Consider the following 21,914-nt stretch of genomic DNA (forward strand, 5'->3'; position numbering starts at 1 on the left):
CATTTTTGAACTGATGATATACTCGCAACAAGTGTACCGCAGGTTCCAGACATTGATGTCGCAAAGGGGGGTTCTGTGCGTCGGCTAACCCGAATCACTACGTGGCTTTGTGCGGTAACGGCGGCCCTCCTCGTGTTGGCGACACCCGGCGCAGCGCAGCGAGGCGACCCGGTCGCAATCAATGTATCGTTCGCCGAGGTCACCGACGGCCCGAACGAGACCACGGCACTGGGTCTGTACTTTACCGTCAACGACGCCAACGGAGACGCGATCGACCCGGGCAGCGCTCGACAGGCGGTCATTCAGCTCGAAGACGGCACGCGCACCGAAGCACGTGTCGAAGAAGCCAACTCGCCGCTGTTCGTCGTGATCGTACTCGACGCGTCAGGCTCGATGGGTGCCGCAGCAGATACGATGCGGCAAGCCGCGATTACGGCTGTCCAGAACTTGCCGGATGGTACGCGCTTCTCGGTCATGACGTTCAACCGGCAAATTTCCACGGCGACCGAGTTCTCTCAAGACAAGAACGGCGTGATCAACACAATCGCACAGTACGCCCCGGCGCGCCCCAGCGATCCGAACGCCGGCACGTGCCTCTTCGACGCCACGTTTGCCGCTATGCAGAAAGCGACCGAAGTCCCACTTCCCAACCGGCGCTCGGTGATGCTGTTTACCGATGGCCGTGACGAACTGATCGCAGGAGGCGCGCTCGACCCGTGCAGCTCGCGCACCCTCGACGAAGTCGTTGCGCGCGCCTCAGACATCGCCAACCCGGTCAACGTTTACGCGATTGGCCTCACCGGTAGCGCCCCGATCGCGCAGGGCGAGCTGCAGCGAATCACCGACTCGTCCAATGGCATTGCGGTTTTCGGCGACTTGAACGCGCTGCCTGCGCTGTTCGAACGGATTGTCGCGTCGCTGCGTAACCAGCGTGTCGCGCGTGCCGATGTCTGCATCACGCGCGGGCAGCACACGGCAACGCTGTTAATCCAGGCCGGCGGCGGTGCCGGAGGCGCTTCGCTGGCTGACAGTATCAACTTCGTCACGAACTTCGAATGTATCCCGGCTACTCCAACGCCGGAGATCGACCCAGAAGTCAACATTGACAGCGCGACGTTCGACCCCGCAACGGACACAATCACGTTCGTGTTGAGCGCCGCAGGCGAAGACCAGATCGAGGAGTACCGCGTCGAAGCCGTCGACCGGGACGGAAACACGGTCGCCAGCTTCGTGCAGAATTCGCCCATCAGCGGGCCAATCTCGTTTAGCGCCGCCGGCGCTCCGGACGGCAACGTCGAAATCACCGTACGCGCTATCCGGCGCGACGGAACCACTGCCGCCGATGACGAGCGCACCGTGCGCGTGCCACGCCCGACCGCGACGTTTACGCGCACCGCGACGTTCACCCCGTCACCGACGATAACGCCGACCCCGCGCCCACGCAGCGCCAACATCGACGGTATCCAGTACGACCGCGACACCGACGAGGTCATCGTAAATCTGCTATACCGTGAAATCGCAGAGATCTCGCGGATCCGTGTTTCCATCTTCGATGAGAACAACACGCTCGTGCGGGTCATCGAACCGCCGTCGCTGAGCGATCAGGTGTTCTTCGTCGGCCGTGCCAACGGGCTGGAACCGGGTGCGCGATACTCCATTCGTGTTCAGGCATTGGACGGCGGCGGCGCGATCCTCAATGAAAGCACGCAGGAGTTTACGTACGTCCCGATCTTGAGCCCGACGCCGACGTTTACGGAGACACCGTCGATCACACCGACGCCGACCGAGGTCATTGTTCGCGCGGCTATCGACGCAGTCACGTTCGATGCAAACGCACAGCAGTTCGTCTTGCGTATTGCTTACGAGAACGCCGAGTTGATCGACACCGTCGAGATTGACATCCTCGACTCGAACAACCTGTTGGTCGATACGATTTCGGTGCCGGTCGCAGAGACCGTAACGTACACGCCGGGCAGCAAGTTGATCGGCCAACAGCAGTACTCGTTCAGTATCAAGGCGATCAACCTCGAGGGCCGCGTGATCGACCGGCAGGTGCGACAGTTCACTGACCCGCGAACGTCGACGCCGACGCCGACTCAAACGCCGACACATACGCTGACGCCGACCATTACACCGACGCCGACCGTGACGCCAGTGGTGGTCGACCTGACGCTGAACCCGCCAGTCGAAGACATCGAAACGCAGACGCTGCGCGTCGAGTATGTCGGCAGCAACCCCGATGCCGTTGACCGCTACACGCTGGTCCTCGTCCAGCGCTCAGGCAGCAACATCATTACGGAACAGAGCTTCATTCCGAGTGAGGAGACGTTCCGGACGATCAATATGTCCGAGGTCCCTTCCGGCGAATACACGCTGACGCTTGCAGCGTTCGATGACGACGACAACGAATTGGCAGAGACAAGCATCTCGTTCCGGTGGACGAAGCCCGATCCGACCGCGACGCCGACGCCGCCGGGTATTGTCGACCGCATTCGCGAGAATCCGGTCCTTGGGGTTGTGGTCGGCTTGATTGTGCTGATCCTAGTGGGCGTGTTGGTTTGGCTGCTGCTGAGCGGACGCCGTGAACGCACCAAGCGGCAAAACACAGCCGCGTCGCTGCCGTCGCAGACGGGCGCGTTCATCATCCCGCAGATGCCGCAGGCGCCGAAGCCGTCGGGAGATCAGCCCAAGACGACCCCGCCGGCGGGTCCGTCCAAACAGATTGGTTCGGACACGAAGCCCAACTTCTTGGACGAGCCGACGATCCGGCCGGGCGCAGATTCGTTCTCGACCAATGCCGCCATCGATGTCGGCGAAGCGACCGGCGCAGCGCCAGTCGTCAACGGGTACATCATCGTTCGCGAGTCGCGCGACGAATCGCTCGTCGGAAAGACGTTCCCATTGAGCAAGTCCCCGTACTACATCGGCCGGTCAGGACCGCGCCAGAACGACCTGAATATCGATGGCGACAAGAACCTGTCGCGCGCGCACTGCGAGCTGATCTTCGACCGCAATGCGTGGTACGTGGTCGATTCGGGCAGCCAGCTTGGCACGACTGTCAATGACGGCGCACGCATCACTGGGCGTGTCCCGTTGAGCGAAGGAGACGTTATCAAGCTGGGCGGTACGACCGTGATCGCCTTCACCCGGAGAGGCTAAGCGTCTTGGAGCCCAAAGCGATCTCGTTCACGATCACCGGCGGAACCGATGTCGGTCGAAAACGGCAGCGCAACGAGGACAGCATGCGCTGGCTGCTGCCCGAGCCGGGCACGCCGGAGTCGCGCTTTGGCGCGGTAATGCTGGTCTGCGACGGCATGGGTGGGGTCGGCAAAGGCGATCTTGCCAGCCGCACGGCCGTCGAGTTCTTCTTCAAGACGTATTACGACGAGGACAACGGCGAGCTGGACACGCAGGCGCGTGTCCAGATGGCGCTTGAAGCCGCTCATGCAGAGGTTCGCAAAGCGGCGACCTCGCTGGGCATGGTGTACATCGGTACGACCGCTGCCGGCGTCGTTATCCGGGCAGACGGCACCGCGCTGATCTTCAACCTCGGCGACTCGCGCGTTTATCTGCTGCGCGGCGAGACAATGACCCTTGTCAGCAAGGATCAAAGCGTCAACGCGGCGATGCTCGAACGCGGCGAGATCACGCCGGAGCAAGCGTCGGCGTCGCGCAACATGAACATCACCGCCTTCATCGGGCATCCGTTCGAGCTCGATACCGTCTACAAGCAGATGGCTATCGAACCCGGCGATGTGTTCGTCCTCTGCAGCGACGGCCTGTGGGATGTCGTCAGCGAGAAGGTGATTCAGGAAACGGTCACGAAACAGCCGCCGGACCGCGCGATCAAGACACTCATCGACCTGACTTTGCGCGGCGGTGCGCCCGACAACGTCACGGTGATCATCGGCTCGACCAGAACGGTCAAGGCGCAGCGGCGTTGGCTGTGGCCGCTTCTTGGGCTGCTGGCGGTGATACTCGTCGCTGTCGGGGCGCTCATCGTACTGGGCGGACGGGGCGGCGATGGCTCGCCGACCGGTGCGCTGCCGCTACCGACGACTGCCGTGCAAACCACCGATGTCGCCGCGGCGCAGACAGAGACACACGCCGCGAGTGGAATCGAAGTGCTGCCCTCCGATACGCCGCCGCCATCCGCGACCGCGACCCGGACGGACATTCCGACGCGGACCGCGACCCGAACCGCGTCTCCGACCGATACCGCAACGGCGACTGAGACCCTCGAACCCACCGACCGTCCGACTCGACGCCCGTCCGCCACCGCAACCGCGACACCTTCCGCGACCGCAACGGCGACAGGGACCGACACCCCCACCGCATCGCCGACGCGCACTGCATCGGCAACGCGTACTCCGTCTGCAACGGTGTCGCCAACCGCGACATCAACGCCAACGGCAAGTGCAACCGCTACCGCCAGCGCCACACCAACCGCGTCTCCGACCGCACCGCCCACTTCAACCGACACGCCTGAGCCATCGTCGACGCCGACCGAAACGCCGCCGCCTAGCCCTACCCTTCCGCCAACTCCGACGTCGACCTTCAGCGTGGAGTACTGGGTTCTGCAAGGCACGCCCGAAAGCGCATTGGATCTGGTAACGGTCGTTAGCTACGACGTGCCGAATGCTCCGCCTGTCGAAATCTACGAGGGCGCGATTCAGAAGCGCTATGACGACATCACGCAGGCGAATCCGCTGGATGCCGGCAGCCGATACGTGCTCGTCTATCTGGCACCCAACGTGCTGGAAGGACGGCGCTTCTGGTGGTTGATCGAAGACGTTCAGCCGCAGTTCGAAGTGCTGATCGATGCTGGAATCCGCGTTTACAGCACGGCAGACCCTGATGCGCCGCTGCGGTCGCCGGTCCCGAAGGGGGAACTGGTGATCGTAACCGGCGTTTCACCCGACAAGAACTGGTACAAGATCCGGTCGCGCCGGGGCGAAGGCTGGATCTCCGCGGGATTGCTCGAGTCTGATGCGATTCGGTTCCTCGGCGATCCGGGCGACGTGCCGACGATTACACCGCCGCCGCTGGCCGCAACGCCTGACGGCAGCGAAACGCCGGGTACGCCAGAAAGCGAAGCGACGGCTGAGCCAACCGCTGAGCCGTCGCCTTCGGGGTGACCTGACCTTACGCTAGACCAGCAGTTCGTCCGCGATTTCTTCGATCTGGAACACCAGCGACACATTGCCGAGCTTGACGACACTGCCGGGCTTGAGCGGTACCGGAGCAAGATATCCAAGCGGCTTGTTGTCTACGATGAGCTGATTGTTTTCTGCAACGCGCTGAATGAGGTACTCGCCCTCGGCCTCGTTGATGCGGGCATGCTGGCGCGATACGGTCTTGTTCGTATCGAGGTCGCGCAGGTCGATCGCCAACAGGGCTGCGCTAGCCGCGTCGGTGCTGCGGCCAATCAGCGCGGGCTGCCACGCCAGCATGAACGAACGGGACGTCCCCTCCACCTTCAGTACGCCGCGCCGCGTGCCCGTAATCTCTTCGGCGCCGTGCGGAATACGCATCGCACGCCGGCCGAACTCCAACTCGGCACCCTTCGAGATATTCAGCTCGCGCAGAGTCCGATTGGCGTCGAGTTCCTGTTTGCCATGGCGCGTCCACAAAGCGAACGCGCCCTTGAGCTGGAACTCCTTCTGGATTTCGTAGATGATCGTCTTGATCGGCACGTCAGCCAGCACCTCGACGTTGTGATTGGGCTTGTCGTCGAACTGATCCGACGAAATCATCATGGTGATGTAGTCGTTCATGCTATGCCTTCTCCGCGCTCAGGCCCAGCGCCTTGCGGGCGTCTTCTTCACTTACGCCATAACCCATGAACACCGGCAGCAAGGCTTCCGGCTTGACCTTGGCCTCAGCGGCAAGCGCGGCGAGGTCGATCATATCCTCGAACGCTGACGTCGCGCGCAGCAGATCGGCGCCCTCGAGGCGCTCGACCTCGGCCACGTCAATCCCTGCGATCGGCGCGATTTCCTTCAACGCCTCGCGCAGTTTCTTCGCGTACTCGGCCGGCATCGCTGGCCCGGACGACGCGGCCGGCGCGGACGCCCCGCCGCCTGCCTTGCGCTCCGGCGTGGTGCCGTTCGATTCACCGGGTTCGGGGACCTTGATCTCGAAGTTCCAGCGCGGCGCGTCTGCCCACTTGGCTACAACGTCGTCGATATACTGGCCGAGCTGGACGTTGATCTTGGCCTGAAGCTCGGTGGAGTCCTGAATTTCGTCCGCATTCTCGATGGGGTACGGCGTGCTGATCTGTACGACGGTGAAGCGGCCCGAGCCGATCAGGAAGCCACGACCGACGGGATACGTGTTGCGTGCCAGCTTGCCCGCTGCCGTCAGGTTGAACGGCGCTTTACCTGCCGCCTCCGGATCGAGCGCCAAGCCCACCTTTGAACGGGTGATGACTTTCAGCAAGTCCTCGGTCGGCGATGCGCCCATACCGATCACAAAGTGCAGGCCGTCGGAACCATACCGACGAGCAAGGTTCGCCAGATCGGTCAGCGGCTTGGCCTTGCGGTCGAACAGGTCGCTGAAGTCGTCGTAGTTGTCGATGAAGATGAACAGCTCTGGCCGGCTGCCGGAGCCCTCCGACGTGTACAGCGAGCGCAGCGACTCGATCATCGGGTCGATCATCTCGCGGTTCTGCTCGCTGATCGCGGCGCGCACATGCGGCAGGTTCGCCAGCGACTTGCCTTCAGCGAACTCGAACATACGCTTTTGGGCGTCGATCAGGATGATGCCCAGTCGATCCGGCGAATACCGGTCGGCAAGGCTGAGAACCATCGAGCGCAGAGTCGTGGTGCGCCCGGTCAGCGGCGAACCCGCAACAACAAGATGCGGGCCCTGCTCCTTGAGGTTGAGCGCGATCGGCTGCAGGTCATGGAGCGCCTTACCCAGCATGATCTCGATGCGGCGCTCGGACGCCAGCGGCGCCATGTCACGCAACGCGACGATCGGCTCGAGCGTCTCGACCGGCTGCGGACGGCCACCCGTCCACGCATGATTCATGACTTCCGCCAGCGCCGCAAGTTGGACGCTCTCGTCGGCCTGTTCGCCCTCGGCGGTCTGCAAGTCGATACTCAGCGGCTTGGCGATGTGACACTCGAGCACAGCTCTCTCGAACGGGATGTACCCGCGACCGGGGATGTCGTCGAGGTCCGCCGGCACCCGCCCGACAATACCGCTGTATTCGCTCGGATCGGACAGCTTGAGCGACAGGCGTTGGTTGAACAAACCGGCAATTCGGCCCGGCACGGTGGAAAGCTGATCCGCCGTGACCGCGAAGAAGATTCCCTTGCTCGCGCCTTCGCGCAGGAGCGACGCCAGCTCGACGCCGGCATCCTCGTAACGCTGCCGGAACTCGGCGTAGTTGTCGAGCACGACCAGCACTGCCGGTTTCTGGGCATTGGGATGCGTACGATTGTAGACAGACAGGCTGTCGCCGCCGAACAGCTCGGCGCGCTCGCGCACCCACTGCTTCAGGCGGTTGAGCAGACGTGTCACACGCTCGTTTTCTTCGCTGTCGATCACCGCGCCGACATGCGGCAGATTCTCGATCGGGGTCAAGCCGCCGCCGCCGAAATCGAACGCGTAGACCCACAGCGCGTCGGGTGAATGACGAACGGCAAGGCTGGTGATCAGTGTGCGCAAGAATCCTGTTTTGCCCTTGCCAGACGCCCCGTAGACCAGCACGCTGCCCGCCTTCAAATCGAGGTCGAGCGGCAGTTGGCGCGCGTGGTACGGATCGTCAATCATGCCAATGCGCCCCGAGAGCGCCTCTTCACTTGACCAATCCACGTGCGGCCAGCGCTCCGAGCCGTCGGCCATCATGGTCGTCGTCTCGGTCACGCCGTTCGAACGCCCGCTGGCCTGCCGCATGATCTCGTCGATCCACGGCTTCAAGTTGCGGCTAAGCGGGAACATGGGGTTGTCGTCCACGACTTCATCGGCCGCCTCGATTTCCGGCTCTTCCTCTTCATCCGCGAAGATGTCCGATGCCTTCGGCATGCGCTGCATGGCGGACGTAATGTACTCGGCGTTCAGCGGAAGCTGTACGGGGAGCGGGTCGGGCCACGGCTTCTCCTGCTCGACCACGTCCGGTTTCTCGATCGCCAACGCGGCACAAATCTCGACGACGCGGTCGGCAACCGTGCGCAGGCTCGCGGCACTCGCCGACTTCTCCTTCTTCTTCTTGGGCCGGTCGAACCACTTGATAACCGGCGGTTTCTCTTCTTCGATCGACTCAGCGGTCGGCGGAATATAGTTGTAGCTGGCATACGCGACCTGCATGAGCTGCGGGCTGTCGTTGCCGACCATCAAGTACGCACGGCCGGGCACGCCGGTCGGAAGGAAGGCCGCATCCGAGGCGCGCAGCAGTTCGCGGCTGTCCTCGGCGGTTTCCACGCGGAGACAAATCTTGAACTTGATATTGGCGCGCATCTGGTCGGTGACCGCGCCAGTCGGGCGCTGCGTGGCGAGGATGAGCGTAACGCCGTAAGCGCGGCCCAGGCGTGTGACCGAGTCGAGATCCGCCTTAAACTGCGGCATCTCTTTCACCATTTCCGCAAATTCGTCGATGATGACGAACAGGAACGGGAACGGCTTGTGCTTGACCTTTGTCTCGGGCGCCATCGGCAGATCGGTGCGATGATAGCCCTTCTCGCGGTAGTCCACGATGTGCGGCACGCCCTGATCGGCCAACATCTTCGCGCGGCGTTTCATCTCGGACTGCAGCGCGATAAACGTGCGGGCGCCTGCGTTGCCCTGCAAGCTGGTGACGAGGTTCACCACGTGCGGAAGGCGCTCGAACATCTTGAACGCCGTACCACCCTTATAGTCGACCAGCACGAAGTTGATCACGCTCGGGTCGTACTTCATCGCCATGCCGAGGATCAGCGTGATCAGAAGCTCCGACTTACCGGAGCCGGTCGTACCGGCGATCATGCCGTGCACGCCGTCACCGTTGGCGCTGAACAATAGATCGCGCTTCTTCGGCCCCGGCAGGAAGCCGATCGGAACACGCAGCCATTCGGCAGCGGTCGCTTCGCGGCTCTTGCGCCATTTATCCCAGATGCCGTCCGCAGAAGCGTCGAGCCGTTCCGGCATGATGTGTTCGTGCAGATTGAGCAGTCGAACGTCGTTGGGCAAACCGGCGGTACCGAACGTCGAACGCACCGACAAGTTGCTGAGCTTGAGCGAGAACGTGCTCATCGCCGTCTCGGCTTTCAACGTATCAGCTACGCCGATCACACGGCGCGTATTTACTCCGACTTCCGTGTAGCGGAACAGCGTGCCAAGCTTTTGACCGTAAGCGGACACCTCGCCGCGAAGATTGGCTTCTGAGTCGACCTCGATGACTGTCTCGCACTGGCTGGGAATGTACTTCGCATCCGGCACTAGGAAGATGATCGTCGCGCCGAGGTCTTGGCCGCGGCGGAAGATCAGCGATGCAGCTTCCTGTGTATCCGCACCCTTTGCGATGCTGTTCGGATTGCTCTCGATCGAAAGCTGGTCGACGACGACGAGCAGGAACGGCAGCGTCACATCCGTGCTGGAGTCGTCTGCAAGGCGCACCAAGCGGCGTTCGAGGTCGCTCTTGATCATCATGTCCCAGAACGTCTCGACCGCCGACTGGCGTGGGCTGAAGCACAACTGATCACCCGGTTCGGTCTTGTTACCGGAGTTGCTGTGAGGCAGATAACGTGCCCAGTTCCAGTTGGTCTCGTCGCTCGGGTCGCCAAAGACAAATAGGCGCGTGTCGGTCGGCGCGTGGAAGGCTGTAAAGTTGACCAACAGCGCCCGGACGAAGTCGTAGACCTCTTGCGGGTTCGAGCCGGTGATGCCGATCGAGTGCCGGCCCATGATGCCGTCGGTCGCGTTCGGATCGGTGCGGTACGGGCGCAGTGGGATGGCAACGGGAATGTCGCTGACGTTCAGGGAGTCCTCGGCCAGCTTCATCGCCGCATACATCAGCGGATCTTCGTTATTGGCCTCAGCTTGGAACATGTACTTGACTGTCGAGGGCTGTGTGCCGATGCCAAGCCGCACCGCGCCGAAGTCGGGATCGGTCGTGCGGCGTTCCCAGAGACGGGTTCCGGAACGGTTGTCCTTGGTCCCGCGTTCCTGATTCTCGGCAATCGCGAGCACGCGCTCCATATTGGGATAGTTGTAGTAGTAGAACGTGCGCTGCTGATCGTGGTAGCCTTCCATCTCCCGGCGAAGCGCCGCCAAGCGCGCCTCGTAGCTTTCGCGCTGGCGCTGAAGTTCGCGGGTCTCGCGAATGTACGTCCAGAAGGCCAGCATCGACGACGCCACGACGGACAAACCCATCGGGATAATCAGCGCGAGGTTGCGCCCGCTTCCGGTTGCGGAAACGATGACATAGCCGATAATGGTGATCAGCGGCAGGAACGACTGAATGAGCGTGATGCCGCCAAGTTCTAACTCCGGCGGCGGCGGAACCTCTAGCTCGGCCTGTGGTAGGTCGGGCTGAATGCGCGGTGGCCGGTTAATCAGCACAGGCTGGGATTGCGTCGCCATTGATGTCTCCCTCAGCTCAACGGAACTCTACGCTTGCTTGACACGCATGCGGCTGATGAGTACCTTAGATTAGTCTATTGTGTCGCCAATCCGAATCCTTGTCAAAGCGTCACAGGGAGGTCCCATGAAGTACGTCTGCACGTTCTGCGAGCGCATTTCCCCAGACGGCAACCTGTGGTGCACAGAACAGAACTGTTTGGCCGAAGAAAAGCCGCTTGTGCTGGACACCGGCGATACCCTCGGCGACATGGAGATTCTGCGCCGTCTGACTGTCACCCGAACCGCCGCAATCTATGAAGCCAAGCGCGGTGATGACCGGTTGTTGGCGAAAGTCGCCCACAGCACGCCGGTCGCACAGGACAAACTCCGCCACGAAGCCAAGACACTGCAGCGGCTCGCAGGCAAACGGCAGCACTATGCCCTGCCGGTGCTAGTGGCGCCGTACCGCACGGCGTCTGTAGCCGACCGGCCATACGGCAAGGTCGGTTTCCAGAACGAGACCAAATACTACATGGTGTTCGAGTACGTGCACGGCCGTTTCCTCAGCGACGTGCTGCACAGCCAACCCCAGCCATGGTATCAGCACGCGGCATGGATCATGATGCAAGTCGCAGATGCGGTGGCATTCATGCATGAGAACGACGCGCTGCATCTCAACATTAGTCCTTCAGCGGTCTACGTCCGCAACGATCGAGACGATATCCCCCGCCCGATTCTGATGGACTTCGGATATCCGGTCACCAGTGTCAGTGCGGCAGAGTTGATCTCCGGCATCTCCTACACGGCGCCGGAGCTTGTTCGCGGGCAGCCTCCAACACGCAGTACTGACGTGTACGGGCTGGGCGCGCTTTTCTACGAGATGCTGGCCGGGCGTCCGGCTTATCCGGCACGGTCGCGAGGGCTGGACATGGTCCGGCGCGAGGTGGTCGAGGGTATGGTCGCCGCGCTGCGTCGCAGCGACCTCCCCATCCCGCCTGAAGGCAAGAACTATCGGGAGACGTCCGTGTTTGTCGGGAACGCGCTCGCCGCGCGCCCGGAGATGCGCCAGCAGGACGTCCCGACCTTCGCGCACGAGGTCCGGCGCTTGTATGGCGATGCGCCGGCCGAGCGGAAGAAGCGACGGATCACGCGGCGGATGCTGATCACGGCGGCAATTGTCGGTGCGCTTCTGATCGTGCTCGCTCAGCTTTTCGCCGCTCTGACCGGCTAAGCTGTCGATCAGCTGACCTGCGGATCGATACGCGGGCAGTGATGTGCACAAAAAAAGACCGGCTGTCGAAGCCGGTCTTTTCATGTTCGCGCGGTCGCTTAGGCGAAGCGCTGCGACCCGGTGTTGTCACCGTCGCGGTAGCTGCGGATCGCACCTTCCAGATCGCCGCTGAGTTCTTCGAACTTCTCGCCGATCTTCTCGATGCGCGGCTGAATGCGCGACAGGAACTGCTCGAGCGCGGTCGTTGCGCCCATGCTGATGAACGCCATCGCCTTGAGAGTGGTGATGATGATCTTCAGCGCCTTCGAGATCGCCTTGGCGACGTCGGCCATCGTGTCGAACGTCTTGGCCATGCTCTCGACATCGGGGATGTTCATGCTCACATCTGGGCTAGCCATGGGGGCCTCCTAGTCCTTTGTCTGTTCTCGTCCGGTTGATTTAGAAGATGTCGAACGCGTCGACGACGCCGCCGATCATGCCACTGATGGCTTCATCGGCCTGCTCGATGATGTTGGCCGCGTTCTGGAACGCGCCTACGAAGCTGATGCCACCGGTCATGATCGACATGATCTCCGGGAACACCACGTTCTCCATCTCATCGTAGAACTTCTCGGCACCCTGGCCGGTCCACGCCCCATTGCGGAGCGGGTTCAATGCGTTGCGGAGACCACTGAGGACCTCGTCCTGCAAGCGGTCGACTTCCTTGGTGGCGTTTTGCAGCAGGTTATCGACCTGGCTGCGAACGAAGCTGAGCAGCAATCCAACGATCATGGTTTAGTCCTCCTCTGTCCCGTGTTAGTTAACCGAAGAAGCCGCCGGCGGACTGGTCGGAGTCGCGCAGGTCAGTCAGCGCGCCAACCAGATCAAGCGAGACTTCGTTGAACTTCTGCGCCAAGCGCGAAACTGCCGGGGCGAGGCGCTCGCCGATACCGTCCGAAAGCGTGCGGCCTGCGCGGCCGAGCATCACACCACCGTCCAGCTGATCGCTGATCGCCTTGAGCGATCCCACCATTTCTTCAAGCTCGTCGGCCGTTTGCTTGGCGATTTCCGCCATCTGCTGTACGGCCTCATAATCCATCTGGATCTTGTCGGTCATCGTGGTTTCTCCTCTCTAGGTCCGGTTAGATGCTTAGAAGTTGAAGCGACCGCGCGCTTCTTCTTCGGCCTGCTGCATGCGCTCGACGGACTGGCGAATGATGTTCGACACCTGCTCGAGCACGTCTTCCAGTTTCTGGACGGCGGGAAGCAGCAAGCTCTCGGACTCATCCGCGAACTTGTCGAAACCACGACCGATCCAGCCGCCGCCCTGCAGAACCTGGAACTGCTGGCGGAACTTGTTTGCTGCGGCCTGGGTGCGGCTCGACCACTCGGCAAGGCGAGTAGCGATCTGCTCCAGCTCCTCATACTTCATCTGAACCTTATCCATCGTTCCTCTCCTTTTGATCCCTGCAGCGCGATTGCTGCATGTCGGTGTGGGGATGGTTCGAAAATTAGCGTATGCTGAGAAACAAAACCTGTCAAGTAGCCGAGGACCAACGTACCATAGGACCTCAACGTTTAATCCTGCACTTATTTTTCATCAACAATAGGATGGTCGCGGGCTTCCCGTAAATAGGCTACGCCGAGTCGGATGGTGCATTCCCTCAATTGAGGGAGCGCAAGAACCCCAGCGATTCACCGGTCAAAACGGCAGGGATTCTAGTGTGAAAGAAGTACCTGACTTCTCAACACTTGTCCGCAAAAGCCCCTGATTCGTTTCTAAGAAATCGCCGCGAATTTGTGTAGACTTCCTGACATTTCAGACCACTCTTCCCTCAGACCGGTGCTTACCCTACGCACAATGTCGCATCGGACGCGCCGGCGGTCGCGTCAGCGTTCTGGTTAGAAGTTGAACCGACCACGCGCCTCTTCTTCGGCCTGCTGCATGCGCTCGCCTGCCTGCCGCGTAATCCCTGCAAGTTGCTCCAGCACATCGCTTAGTTTGCGCATGGCCGGCATCAGTTCGCTGCGCACTTCATCGGAGAACTTATCAAAGCCACGACCGACCCAACCGCCGCCTTCCAAAACCTCGTACTGACGAATGAACTTGAACACACCGTCGTTGATTTGACTATGCATCTCGCCGAACTGGTGGGAAATTCGCTCGAGGTCTTCGTACCGGTACTGTACCTTGTCCATCCTCGATTCTCCTGTAAGAAAGCAGGCTCGGAGGAGCCTGCTCGGTCGCAAGAACAACATAATCTGAGATCAGAATCGTGTCAAATAGTTAACTGCGCGTGCGTATGAAAGCTGCATGTCGCCGCCGCTGTTCTTCGTCGGGATGCCTCGTTCAACACGTGACGGACAGGTCATTGGCAGCGCCAATACAGGCCGATGTGCCGTCGCGCCAGTGGCCGAGTCTCGCCGACTTGCGCTTTGTCCACGCGCCGATCTGTGGATTCAAGTGGCCGGCAGCACCGGGAATGAGAATGGGTCGTGACCGGTCTGGTTTGAGAATGGCCGGCGCAATACGGACGGGAACTGCTGTCCGGTGTCTATCGGCGGTGGCGCTGACGGCATGGGTCGCGCTACGTCCGGGAAGCCCCCTATGCCGCCAAATCGCGGAGCGCCCGCAACTTGTCCAAATCCTCCACCCAGCGGCGCAGCAGACCCGCCCGACGCGTCATCCTGAGCGAGGAACTCGCCCCGCGCCTCTTCCTCAGCCTGCTGCATGCGCTCGCCTGCCTGCCGCACGGCGTTGGAAACCTCGTTTAGTACATCGGAGAGCCTGCGCAGAGCAGGTGCGATCTCATCCTTCACCTCGGCTTCGAATTGGTCAAAGCCGCGACCGATCCATCCACCGTTCTCCAGCACCTGAAATTGCTGTCCTAACTTGACGGCGCACTCGACCACGCGCTGATGCATATCGGCAAACTGATGCGCGATTCGCTCGATGTCCTCGTATCGAAACTGAACCTTCTCCATGCCCAACCTCCCCTACTCGGTCGGCTGGCGCTCGTGGTCTGCCAGCGCGGCGCGTCAAAGTCAACTTATACTGAGAAAGGAATCGTGTCAAACGGCCGAGACTCCGTGCACGCGCAGAAAAGCTGTGCTAATCTGTCTTTAATTTCCTGCGGTGGACGGTGTAAAGTGGCCGTTCTACGGTAACATTGAGGGCGATCAGGACAGGATCGTACACGACGCATCCAGCTAGAGGACACGTATGGGCTTTGAGAACCTGAGCGGGCGAACGTTCGGTCAGTATGAATTGCGCGAACTGCTCGGCGTCGGCGGTATGGGATCGGTGTACCGCGCCTATCAGACGGGGCTTGATCGGCAGGTTGCGGTCAAGGTGCTGCCGCGTGCTCTGGCAAGCGAACCGGGGTACGTCGAGCGGTTCATCCGCGAAGCCCGTACAGCGGCAGCGCTTGAACATCCGCACATCGTGCGCATCTATGACTACGGCACGCAGGGCGACGTCAGCTATCTGGTGATGGCACTCCTGCGCGGCGGTTCGCTTTCGGCACGCTTGTCGCAGCGCGAGGAGCTGATGCAGTCGCGCGCATCGCTCGGGGAAATCTCCGACATGCTGAACCAGATCGCCAGCGCGCTCGACTATGCCCACAACGAAGGCGTACTGCACCGCGACATCAAGCCGGCCAACATCATGTTCGACAATCAGGGCCGGGCCTACGTCACCGACTTCGGCATCGCCAAGCTCATGGGCGCCACCACCGCACTAACCGGCACCGGCGTCGCGATGGGCAGCCCGTCCTATATGCCGCCTGAGCAGTGGGCCGGGCGTGAACTTACGCCGGCGGCGGATCAGTACGCGCTGGCCGTCACAATCTATCAGACCATCGCCGGCCGTCTGCCGTTCGAAGCCGACAGCGCCGCGCAGCTCATGTATAAGCACTTCCATGAAGAGCCGACCCCGCTGACGACGCTCCGTGGCGATATCCCGACTGCCGTGATGATCGTGCTGAGCCGCGCACTTGCGAAAGAGCCGACCCAGCGCTTCCCGAATGTCACTCAGTTGGCGCAGGCTTTTGAAGGCGCGATCGAGGGCATGCAAGGGGAGATGACCAACTTCTTCTCCTACAAGCTCCGCTCGGATAAGCCACGCCCGTCCGGCATGACACCAACACCCTACGGCGAGGAATTTGCGCCTCAGCCTATGACCGGGCCGACCTCCGGCACGCCGCCATCGGGCGAGTATGCGCCGCCTCCAAGCGGCCCCTACGGTCAGCCGCCGACCGCGCCCGGCGGGTACGGTCAGCAGCCGACGGCGCAGGGCGGTTATGGCGGCCAGCCTCCAACTCAGCCGCCCTATTACCCGACTGGCGCAACGCCAACGCCGTATGGTCAAGGAGGCACCCCTCCGGGCATGGCTTATACCGGCGGGTACGTTGCTCAGCCTCAACAGCCCAGACGCAGCTTTGGTTTGCCGATTCCGGTGATTGCCGGGATTCTCGTCGCTATTGCCGCGCTTGTGATCGTGGCGGTTATGGCGCTGGGCGGTGGCGGGCAGGACCCGGTTGCCGCGGCCCTGACAGGAACGGCAGACCAGCAGACGCTCATCGCGTCGCAGTTCACGGCAACCCCGACGAACACCCCAACGCCTACTGAAACCGCAACCGATACGCCGACGGCGACGCCAACCGATACGCCGACGGAAACCGCCACTGCGACTTCGACCGACACGGCTACGCCCACAGAGACGTTCACGCCGTCGTTAACGCCGACCGACGCCCCTACCGACACGCCGACGGCAACCAGCACCATCACGCCGTCTCCTGAACCCACCGAGACTCATACGCCGTCCATCACGCCGACCGCGACGGCTACGGAGACCCCAACGGCGACGAATACGCCGCTTCCGACGCCTACGCCCGAGCCAATCGTTCGCACCGGCCTCACGTTTGGTTCATCGCTCACTGACTCGATCACGGACAGTGCGCCGGAGTACCGCTTCCCGTTCGATGGTGTAGCCGGCCAAGTCGTCAGCATCGTCGCGGAGAAGACCGATGGCGAGGCCAACCTCGACCTCGTGCTTACGCTAGTCGGCCCGGACGGAACGGTGCTGATCGAGAACGACGATCTCGCCCAGACCACCCGCAACGCCGGCATCTTCAGTTTCGAACTGCCCGTGGACGGCCAATACACGGTTATCGTCGCGCGATTGTTCGGGGCACGGGGCAACACAATAGGCGACTTCACGCTATCACTCGTGGATGAGAGTGCTCAGCCCACTGCGATCCTCGCGCTTGACGAGCCAGCCAGCGGAACACTCGGCGACGAGATACCCGGCACGGTCTACGCATTCGAGGCGCAGAGCGGCGACGAGATCAGCCTCGCGGCGTATGCCACCAGCGGCAATCTCGATACGTATCTACGGGTGATCAACCCGTCGGGCGTCCTCGTCGCGGAAAACGACGATGCCAGCGTATCGACAAGCAACAGCGTGATCGAACGCCTCCAGATTCAAGACGCAGGAACTTACCGCGTGGAGCTTGAACGGTTCCGCGGCGAGTCCGGAAATACGGCCGGCAACTACGTGTTAATCCTTACGGCCGGCGACGCAGCGCCGTACGACGTCTCAATCCTGAACGAAGGTGAACTACAGGTCGACGTGGCGCAGTTCAACACCATCGACTCGACGTTCCCCTCGCGCGCCTACTCGTTTGAGGGGCGTCAGGGGATGATCGTGACGATTACGATGAGCGCGCTTGACGGCAACCTCGACCCGTTTCTCGAGTTGTACGCGCCAAACGGCGACAAGATCGCCGAGAACGACGACATCTCTCTGTCAGACGCGACGCGCAGCCAACTTGCAGGCATCTGGCTCCCTGAAGACGGGACATACCGGATCGTCACGACGCGTTACCGGGCCGAGGCGGGCAATACGACCGGGCGCTTCGAGCTGCTGCTGAACCTCGGCGAGCCGCGTCAAAGCGACTGCGGTGCGGCCGTCACGGTCGGATGCCCGGCCGTCGTCGGCCCGAACATCGACCGTCCGGTCGCGGTGCGGACGATCGCACGCGTGTCCGGCGATGTCCTTGCGACGCTCGAATCCGGGACGCAGGTGCAGGTAGTCGGCGGGCCGGAAGTGGCCGACGCATTCACGTGGTGGCAGATCGAGTTGAGCGACGGCACACTCGGCTGGGTCGTCGAACGAATCACGATGAGCAGGCCGGTACTTCTGCCGGTGGTGCCCTAGCGGAGATGATCGCTTGCCGGGCACTCCGATTGCGCTAAACTAATGTCCGGTCCGCGGTAAAGTCTGGGGGAGAAATGGCCCACGAGAACCTTGTTGGGCACATGCTAGGCCAATACGAACTGCGCGAGCTGCTCGGTGTGGGCGGCATGGGCGCAGTGTATCGCGGTTTCCAGACCAGTCTGAAGCGCGAAGTCGCCGTTAAGGTGCTGCCTTCGACGCTCGCCAACGAACCCGGCTACGTCGAGCGGTTCAACCGCGAGGCGCAAACGGCCGCGGCGCTTGAACACCCGCACATCGTCAGCATCTTCGATTACGGCACGCAGCAGGGCACGAGCTACCTCGTCATGCGCTTGCTGACGGGCGGCACGCTCGCCCAACGTCTGAATCAACGCGACGACAAGGACCAGCCCGTCCTCCCCTCGCTTGGCGAAACTGCGATCCTCGTCGCGCAGTTGAGCAGCGCGCTCGCCTACGCGCACAATCAAGGCGTGATCCACCGCGACATCAAGACCAGCAACGTGATGTTCGACAATCAAGGCAACGGATACCTTGTCGACTTCGGCATCGCGAAGCTGATGGGTGCTCAGTCCGGCCTGACCGGCACCGGCATGGCGATGGGCACGCCCGCGTATATGCCTCCGGAACAGTGGGCCGGAAAGGAGCTGACGCCTGCCGCCGATCAGTACGCTCTCGCGGTCCTCGTCTACGCGATGATCACGGGCCGCGTGCCGTTCGAAGCCGCGACGCCGTATGAGCTTCTGCACAAGCATCTACACGAACAGCCGACTCCAGCCCAGTCCTTCCGCGCGGACCTGCCACCGGCGGTCAATATCGTACTGGATCGCGCGCTCTCGAAGGAACCGGAAGATCGCTTCCCGTCGGTGGCCGCGTTTGCCCTGTCGTTCGAGGCGGCGATTGAGGGCTCGAAGGGCGATTCCACCGCATTCTTTACCAGCAAGATCCCGACCCGCAGCTTGCGTCCGCCCGGAATAGCCCCGCTAACCCCAATCACTCCCGGCGGATCGTCTTCGCAGCGGTCGGGTACAAGTCCGAGCGCCGCCGGCAGCGTGGGCGTTGGCCATACACCGCCGCCCTCTCAGCAGGTTGGCCTAACTCAGCCGACGCCGATACACAAGAACCCGATCACGTACCTCGTCCTGGTCGTGATCGTACTGCTGGCCGCCATTCTGATCGTCCTGCTGGGCAGCCGCGGCGGCGAACAGCCGATCGTGGTCGCCGAAGTCAGCAACACGCCGGGCAGTGGATTGACCATCATCGAGACCGAGACGCCAACCCCGACGGCCACCGAAGAGGGTCCGGTATCGACAGCTACTGACGTGGGCGTCGAACCGACCCCGTCCGAGACATCCGCGGTGATCGTACCGCCGACGGTCGTGACCGAGACCGATACGCCGGAAACCGCTGTGACTGAGCGTCCGGCCGATACAAACACGCCGACCGACGTTCCTCCGACCGCGACGGACACCGTCCCGCCGCCAACCGCGACCGACACTTCGGCGCCGCCAACCGCAACCTCAACCGAGACAGCGTCATTCGATGAAACGCCTACGACCGAAGGTGGTCTCGTCCTGATCCTGACCGAGACACCGACGGTCACGGCAACGGCAACATCGACTGCGACCGACACCGCAACGGCGACGGCGACCGCGACTATCACCAGCTCGCCCACCGCGACGACGACCGATGTACCGCCGACCGAGACCGCGACCGCAACGTCGACTGCAACCCCAACCGCGACGGCGACAGCAACAGACACCGCGACCGCGACGTCTACCGCGACCGACACGGTGACCCCGTCGCCGACGCACACAGACACGGCGACGGCGACACCGACCGACACGGCAACCGCAACGATCACGCCAAGTCCGACCGCTACCGACACGCCTACGTCTACGCCAACCGATACGCCGACCGAAACGCCAACCGTTACGCCCTCGCCCACACTCGACTTGGCCGCGCTGGAGATCGTATATGCTTCGCGCCGCGGTGGAACGATGGACCTCTACCTCACCGACAGGTCCGGCACGATCGTTCGCCAGCTTACCGACGCGTTCGGCGGCGAGACGGAGCCTACGTGGGCGCCTGACGGATCAGAAATCGCGTTCATCGGGGGTTACAACGGCGCCGCTGAGATCTGGGCGATTCGGCCGAACGGCAGCGGATTGCGGCGGATTATCGGCCAGCCTGACGTCAACATCCCATCTGGTCCGGCGTGGTCGCCCGACGGCCAGTACATCGCGTTCTCGGCCCGTACCGACGAGCCGACCGGTTCTGAGATCTACGTCGTCCGGTCCGACGGAACCGGCCTCACGCGGCTGACGTTTTCACCAGGCTTTGACTACGAGCCGAAGTGGTCGCCCGATGGTCGGCAAATCGCCTTCTCGACCGCCCGGACTGGCATCAACAGCTTGGGACTGATGAACTTCGACGGCAGCGATCAGCAGGTGTTGACGCCGAGCGCGTTCTATCCCGCATGGCTGCCGGACGGAAGCGCAATCCTGTATCAGGGTTACGACGCAGGCTTCGACCTGTACACGTACCGGCTGGACAACGGCACGATCACGAAGCTGACGAACACGCCGAGCCTTGAAGAAGGTTTCCCGGTCGTCGCCCCGGATGGCTCGGTTGCGATCTTCGAGACTCTTCGGGACGAATCTACCCAATTCGACCTGTGGCAGATCGACCTCGGCACCGGCGAGCTGAAGCAGTTGACGTTCAGCACCGACGACACCGGCGCGGCGTGGCGTCCTGATCCCGCAGCGATCGCCGCAGTTCAGCCGCTGCCGACACTGATCGCGGCTGCGCCGACAGTGACAACCGTTCCACCGACATCCACGCCCTCACCGACGTTGGCGGCGACGCAGACGCCGACTTCCGGACCGACAGCCACAAGCGCCGTGTACATGGCGATCGGGACGCGCCCGCTGCTGGTCTACAACAATCCGTCTCAGACAGCGACGGCGATCAATGTGACGAACGCACGGCTCGTCGTGCTCGGCGTTACGACGGACGGCCTCTGGTACAAAGTCCAACTGCGCGACCGCGACGGCTGGGTTTTGAGGGAGTCCGCCGGCTACCGTATCGAAGGCAACGTGAACGCGCTCCCGCTTGCGGCGCCGGGTACAGCCAGTACCGATCCGCTCAGCGGCGACCCGGGGTTCCTGCAAGTGATGGCGCAGTCGGGTTTCGACTCCGAGCTAGAGTCTATCTCGACCCGGGGCTGGGAAATCCGCCCGTTCAACGAGGAATCGACACTGTGCAGTGTCGGCGGCGACGAGAGCGCGCTGCTGACGTTCGGTTCCGAGGAATGGCGCAGCTACGAAGTCACGGTCGAATTCCAGTACCGCACCAATCAGCGCGGGCAATTCGACATCATCACGCGCATGCAGTCCGACGGCACCGGCATCCGGCATCGGATCGACGCCAGCGCCAACAACGTCTCGCAGTTCACCTTGCGGGCGACTGGTCAGTCGTTGGGCATGGGGCAATACCCGGTCAACATCCGAGCCGGCCAGTGGGGTGTTCTGCGCGCCGAAGTCGACAACGAGAAGATCCGCACGTTCTTCGACGGGCTGCAGATCAGCGAATACGAGCTGTTCGAGAGCACCTATGCCAACGGCTTCGTCGGGATCGAAGCCTCGCCCGGCACCACCATCTGCCTGAACAACATCACAGTGCGCTCGTTGTACCGCACCGCATCGGCGGTGACCGACGCGGTACCGCGCGGCGAGATGAACACCAACGCGAATATCCGCCTGTTCCCGGGTGCGGGGTTCAGCCGCGTCGGTGCGGCCAGCGCCGGGCAAGAGGTGTACGTGATGGCCGAGGCTGAGGGCGGCGAGTGGGTCTACATCCGCGTCGACCGGCCGCGCAACCCGTTTGAAGGCTGGACGATCGCGTCATCCGTCCGACGATAGC

Annotated in this window: 13 protein-coding genes; 5 read left to right on the forward strand and 8 right to left on the reverse strand. The window is 62.3% G+C overall.

What is annotated here, in order from left to right; all coding sequences use genetic code 11:
• Positions 1 to 75 precede the first annotated feature (75 nt).
• Positions 76 to 3,159 carry an FHA domain-containing protein gene (locus IPM16_08110; protein ID MBK9123075.1) on the forward strand — a complete coding sequence of 1,028 codons (3,084 nt, stop codon included), beginning with the start codon at positions 76 to 78 and terminating at the stop codon, positions 3,157 to 3,159.
• Positions 3,160 to 3,164: 5 nt separating this feature from the next.
• Positions 3,165 to 5,138, forward strand: a complete 1,974-nt coding sequence (locus tag IPM16_08115) for a protein phosphatase 2C domain-containing protein (protein ID MBK9123076.1) — start codon at positions 3,165 to 3,167, stop codon at positions 5,136 to 5,138.
• Positions 5,139 to 5,150: 12 nt separating this feature from the next.
• On the opposite strand, the gene IPM16_08120 is transcribed toward IPM16_08115, so the two are convergent.
• Both IPM16_08120 and IPM16_08125 read right to left on the reverse strand, forming a co-directional pair.
• Positions 5,151 to 5,777, reverse strand: a complete 627-nt coding sequence (locus IPM16_08120; GenBank protein ID MBK9123077.1) for an FHA domain-containing protein — start codon at positions 5,775 to 5,777, stop codon at positions 5,151 to 5,153.
• Position 5,778: 1 nt separating this feature from the next.
• A complete protein-coding gene (locus IPM16_08125; GenBank protein MBK9123078.1) occupies positions 5,779 to 10,566 on the reverse strand; it encodes a hypothetical protein in 4,788 nt (1,595 codons plus the stop codon).
• A gap of 124 nt (positions 10,567 to 10,690) precedes the next feature.
• On the opposite strand from IPM16_08125, the gene IPM16_08130 reads away from it, so the two are divergent.
• Complete coding sequence (locus IPM16_08130; GenBank protein MBK9123079.1) at positions 10,691 to 11,776, forward strand: protein kinase; 1,086 nt, start codon at positions 10,691 to 10,693, stop codon at positions 11,774 to 11,776.
• Positions 11,777 to 11,874: 98 nt separating this feature from the next.
• Here IPM16_08130 and IPM16_08135 read toward each other — a convergent pair whose 3' ends face one another.
• The 6 genes from IPM16_08135 to IPM16_08160 all read right to left on the reverse strand — a co-directional run bounded on the left by IPM16_08135 (position 11,875) and on the right by IPM16_08160 (position 14,740).
• The gene (locus tag IPM16_08135; GenBank protein MBK9123080.1) at positions 11,875 to 12,174 is read right to left on the reverse strand and encodes a hypothetical protein; all 300 of its coding nucleotides are present in this window, start codon (positions 12,172 to 12,174) and stop codon (positions 11,875 to 11,877) included.
• Positions 12,175 to 12,214: 40 nt separating this feature from the next.
• Complete coding sequence (locus IPM16_08140) at positions 12,215 to 12,547, reverse strand: hypothetical protein (protein MBK9123081.1); 333 nt, start codon at positions 12,545 to 12,547, stop codon at positions 12,215 to 12,217.
• Between the two features lie 28 nt (positions 12,548 to 12,575).
• A complete protein-coding gene (locus IPM16_08145; protein ID MBK9123082.1) occupies positions 12,576 to 12,872 on the reverse strand; it encodes a WXG100 family type VII secretion target in 297 nt (98 codons plus the stop codon).
• A 33-nt stretch (positions 12,873 to 12,905) separates the two neighbouring features.
• Positions 12,906 to 13,202 (reverse strand): WXG100 family type VII secretion target, encoded by a 297-nt coding sequence (locus IPM16_08150; protein MBK9123083.1) that lies wholly within the window; start codon positions 13,200 to 13,202, stop codon positions 12,906 to 12,908.
• Between the two features lie 455 nt (positions 13,203 to 13,657).
• Entirely contained in the window at positions 13,658 to 13,954 is a 297-nt protein-coding gene (locus tag IPM16_08155) for a WXG100 family type VII secretion target (GenBank protein ID MBK9123084.1), read from the reverse strand.
• A 261-nt stretch (positions 13,955 to 14,215) separates the two neighbouring features.
• A complete protein-coding gene (locus tag IPM16_08160) occupies positions 14,216 to 14,740 on the reverse strand; it encodes a WXG100 family type VII secretion target (GenBank protein MBK9123085.1) in 525 nt (174 codons plus the stop codon).
• Positions 14,741 to 14,978: 238 nt separating this feature from the next.
• Between IPM16_08160 and IPM16_08165 the strand changes: the two genes are divergently transcribed.
• The gene (locus IPM16_08165; GenBank protein MBK9123086.1) at positions 14,979 to 17,975 is read left to right on the forward strand and encodes a protein kinase; all 2,997 of its coding nucleotides are present in this window, start codon (positions 14,979 to 14,981) and stop codon (positions 17,973 to 17,975) included.
• 74 nt (positions 17,976 to 18,049) lie between these two features.
• Entirely contained in the window at positions 18,050 to 21,913 is a 3,864-nt protein-coding gene (locus IPM16_08170) for a protein kinase (GenBank protein MBK9123087.1), read from the forward strand.
• The last annotated feature ends 1 nt before the right edge of the window (position 21,914 follow it).

This window comes from Candidatus Flexicrinis affinis (assembly GCA_016716525.1).
In the GTDB taxonomy this organism is placed as follows: domain Bacteria; phylum Chloroflexota; class Anaerolineae; order Aggregatilineales; family Phototrophicaceae; genus Flexicrinis; species Flexicrinis affinis.

Coding starts and splice junctions, on each gene's coding strand:
- IPM16_08125 (MBK9123078.1), bottom strand. CDS start 10,566: ATGGCGACGCAATCCCAGCCTGTGCTGATTAACCGGCCACCGCGCATT.
- IPM16_08135 (MBK9123080.1), bottom strand. CDS start 12,174: ATGGCTAGCCCAGATGTGAGCATGAACATCCCCGATGTCGAGAGCATG.
- IPM16_08170 (MBK9123087.1), top strand. CDS start 18,050: ATGGCCCACGAGAACCTTGTTGGGCACATGCTAGGCCAATACGAACTG.
- IPM16_08120 (MBK9123077.1), bottom strand. CDS start 5,777: ATGAACGACTACATCACCATGATGATTTCGTCGGATCAGTTCGACGAC.
- IPM16_08155 (MBK9123084.1), bottom strand. CDS start 13,954: ATGGACAAGGTACAGTACCGGTACGAAGACCTCGAGCGAATTTCCCAC.
- IPM16_08165 (MBK9123086.1), top strand. CDS start 14,979: ATGGGCTTTGAGAACCTGAGCGGGCGAACGTTCGGTCAGTATGAATTG.
- IPM16_08150 (MBK9123083.1), bottom strand. CDS start 13,202: ATGGATAAGGTTCAGATGAAGTATGAGGAGCTGGAGCAGATCGCTACT.
- IPM16_08145 (MBK9123082.1), bottom strand. CDS start 12,872: ATGACCGACAAGATCCAGATGGATTATGAGGCCGTACAGCAGATGGCG.
- IPM16_08160 (MBK9123085.1), bottom strand. CDS start 14,740: ATGGAGAAGGTTCAGTTTCGATACGAGGACATCGAGCGAATCGCGCAT.
- IPM16_08130 (MBK9123079.1), top strand. CDS start 10,691: ATGAAGTACGTCTGCACGTTCTGCGAGCGCATTTCCCCAGACGGCAAC.
- IPM16_08140 (MBK9123081.1), bottom strand. CDS start 12,547: ATGATCGTTGGATTGCTGCTCAGCTTCGTTCGCAGCCAGGTCGATAAC.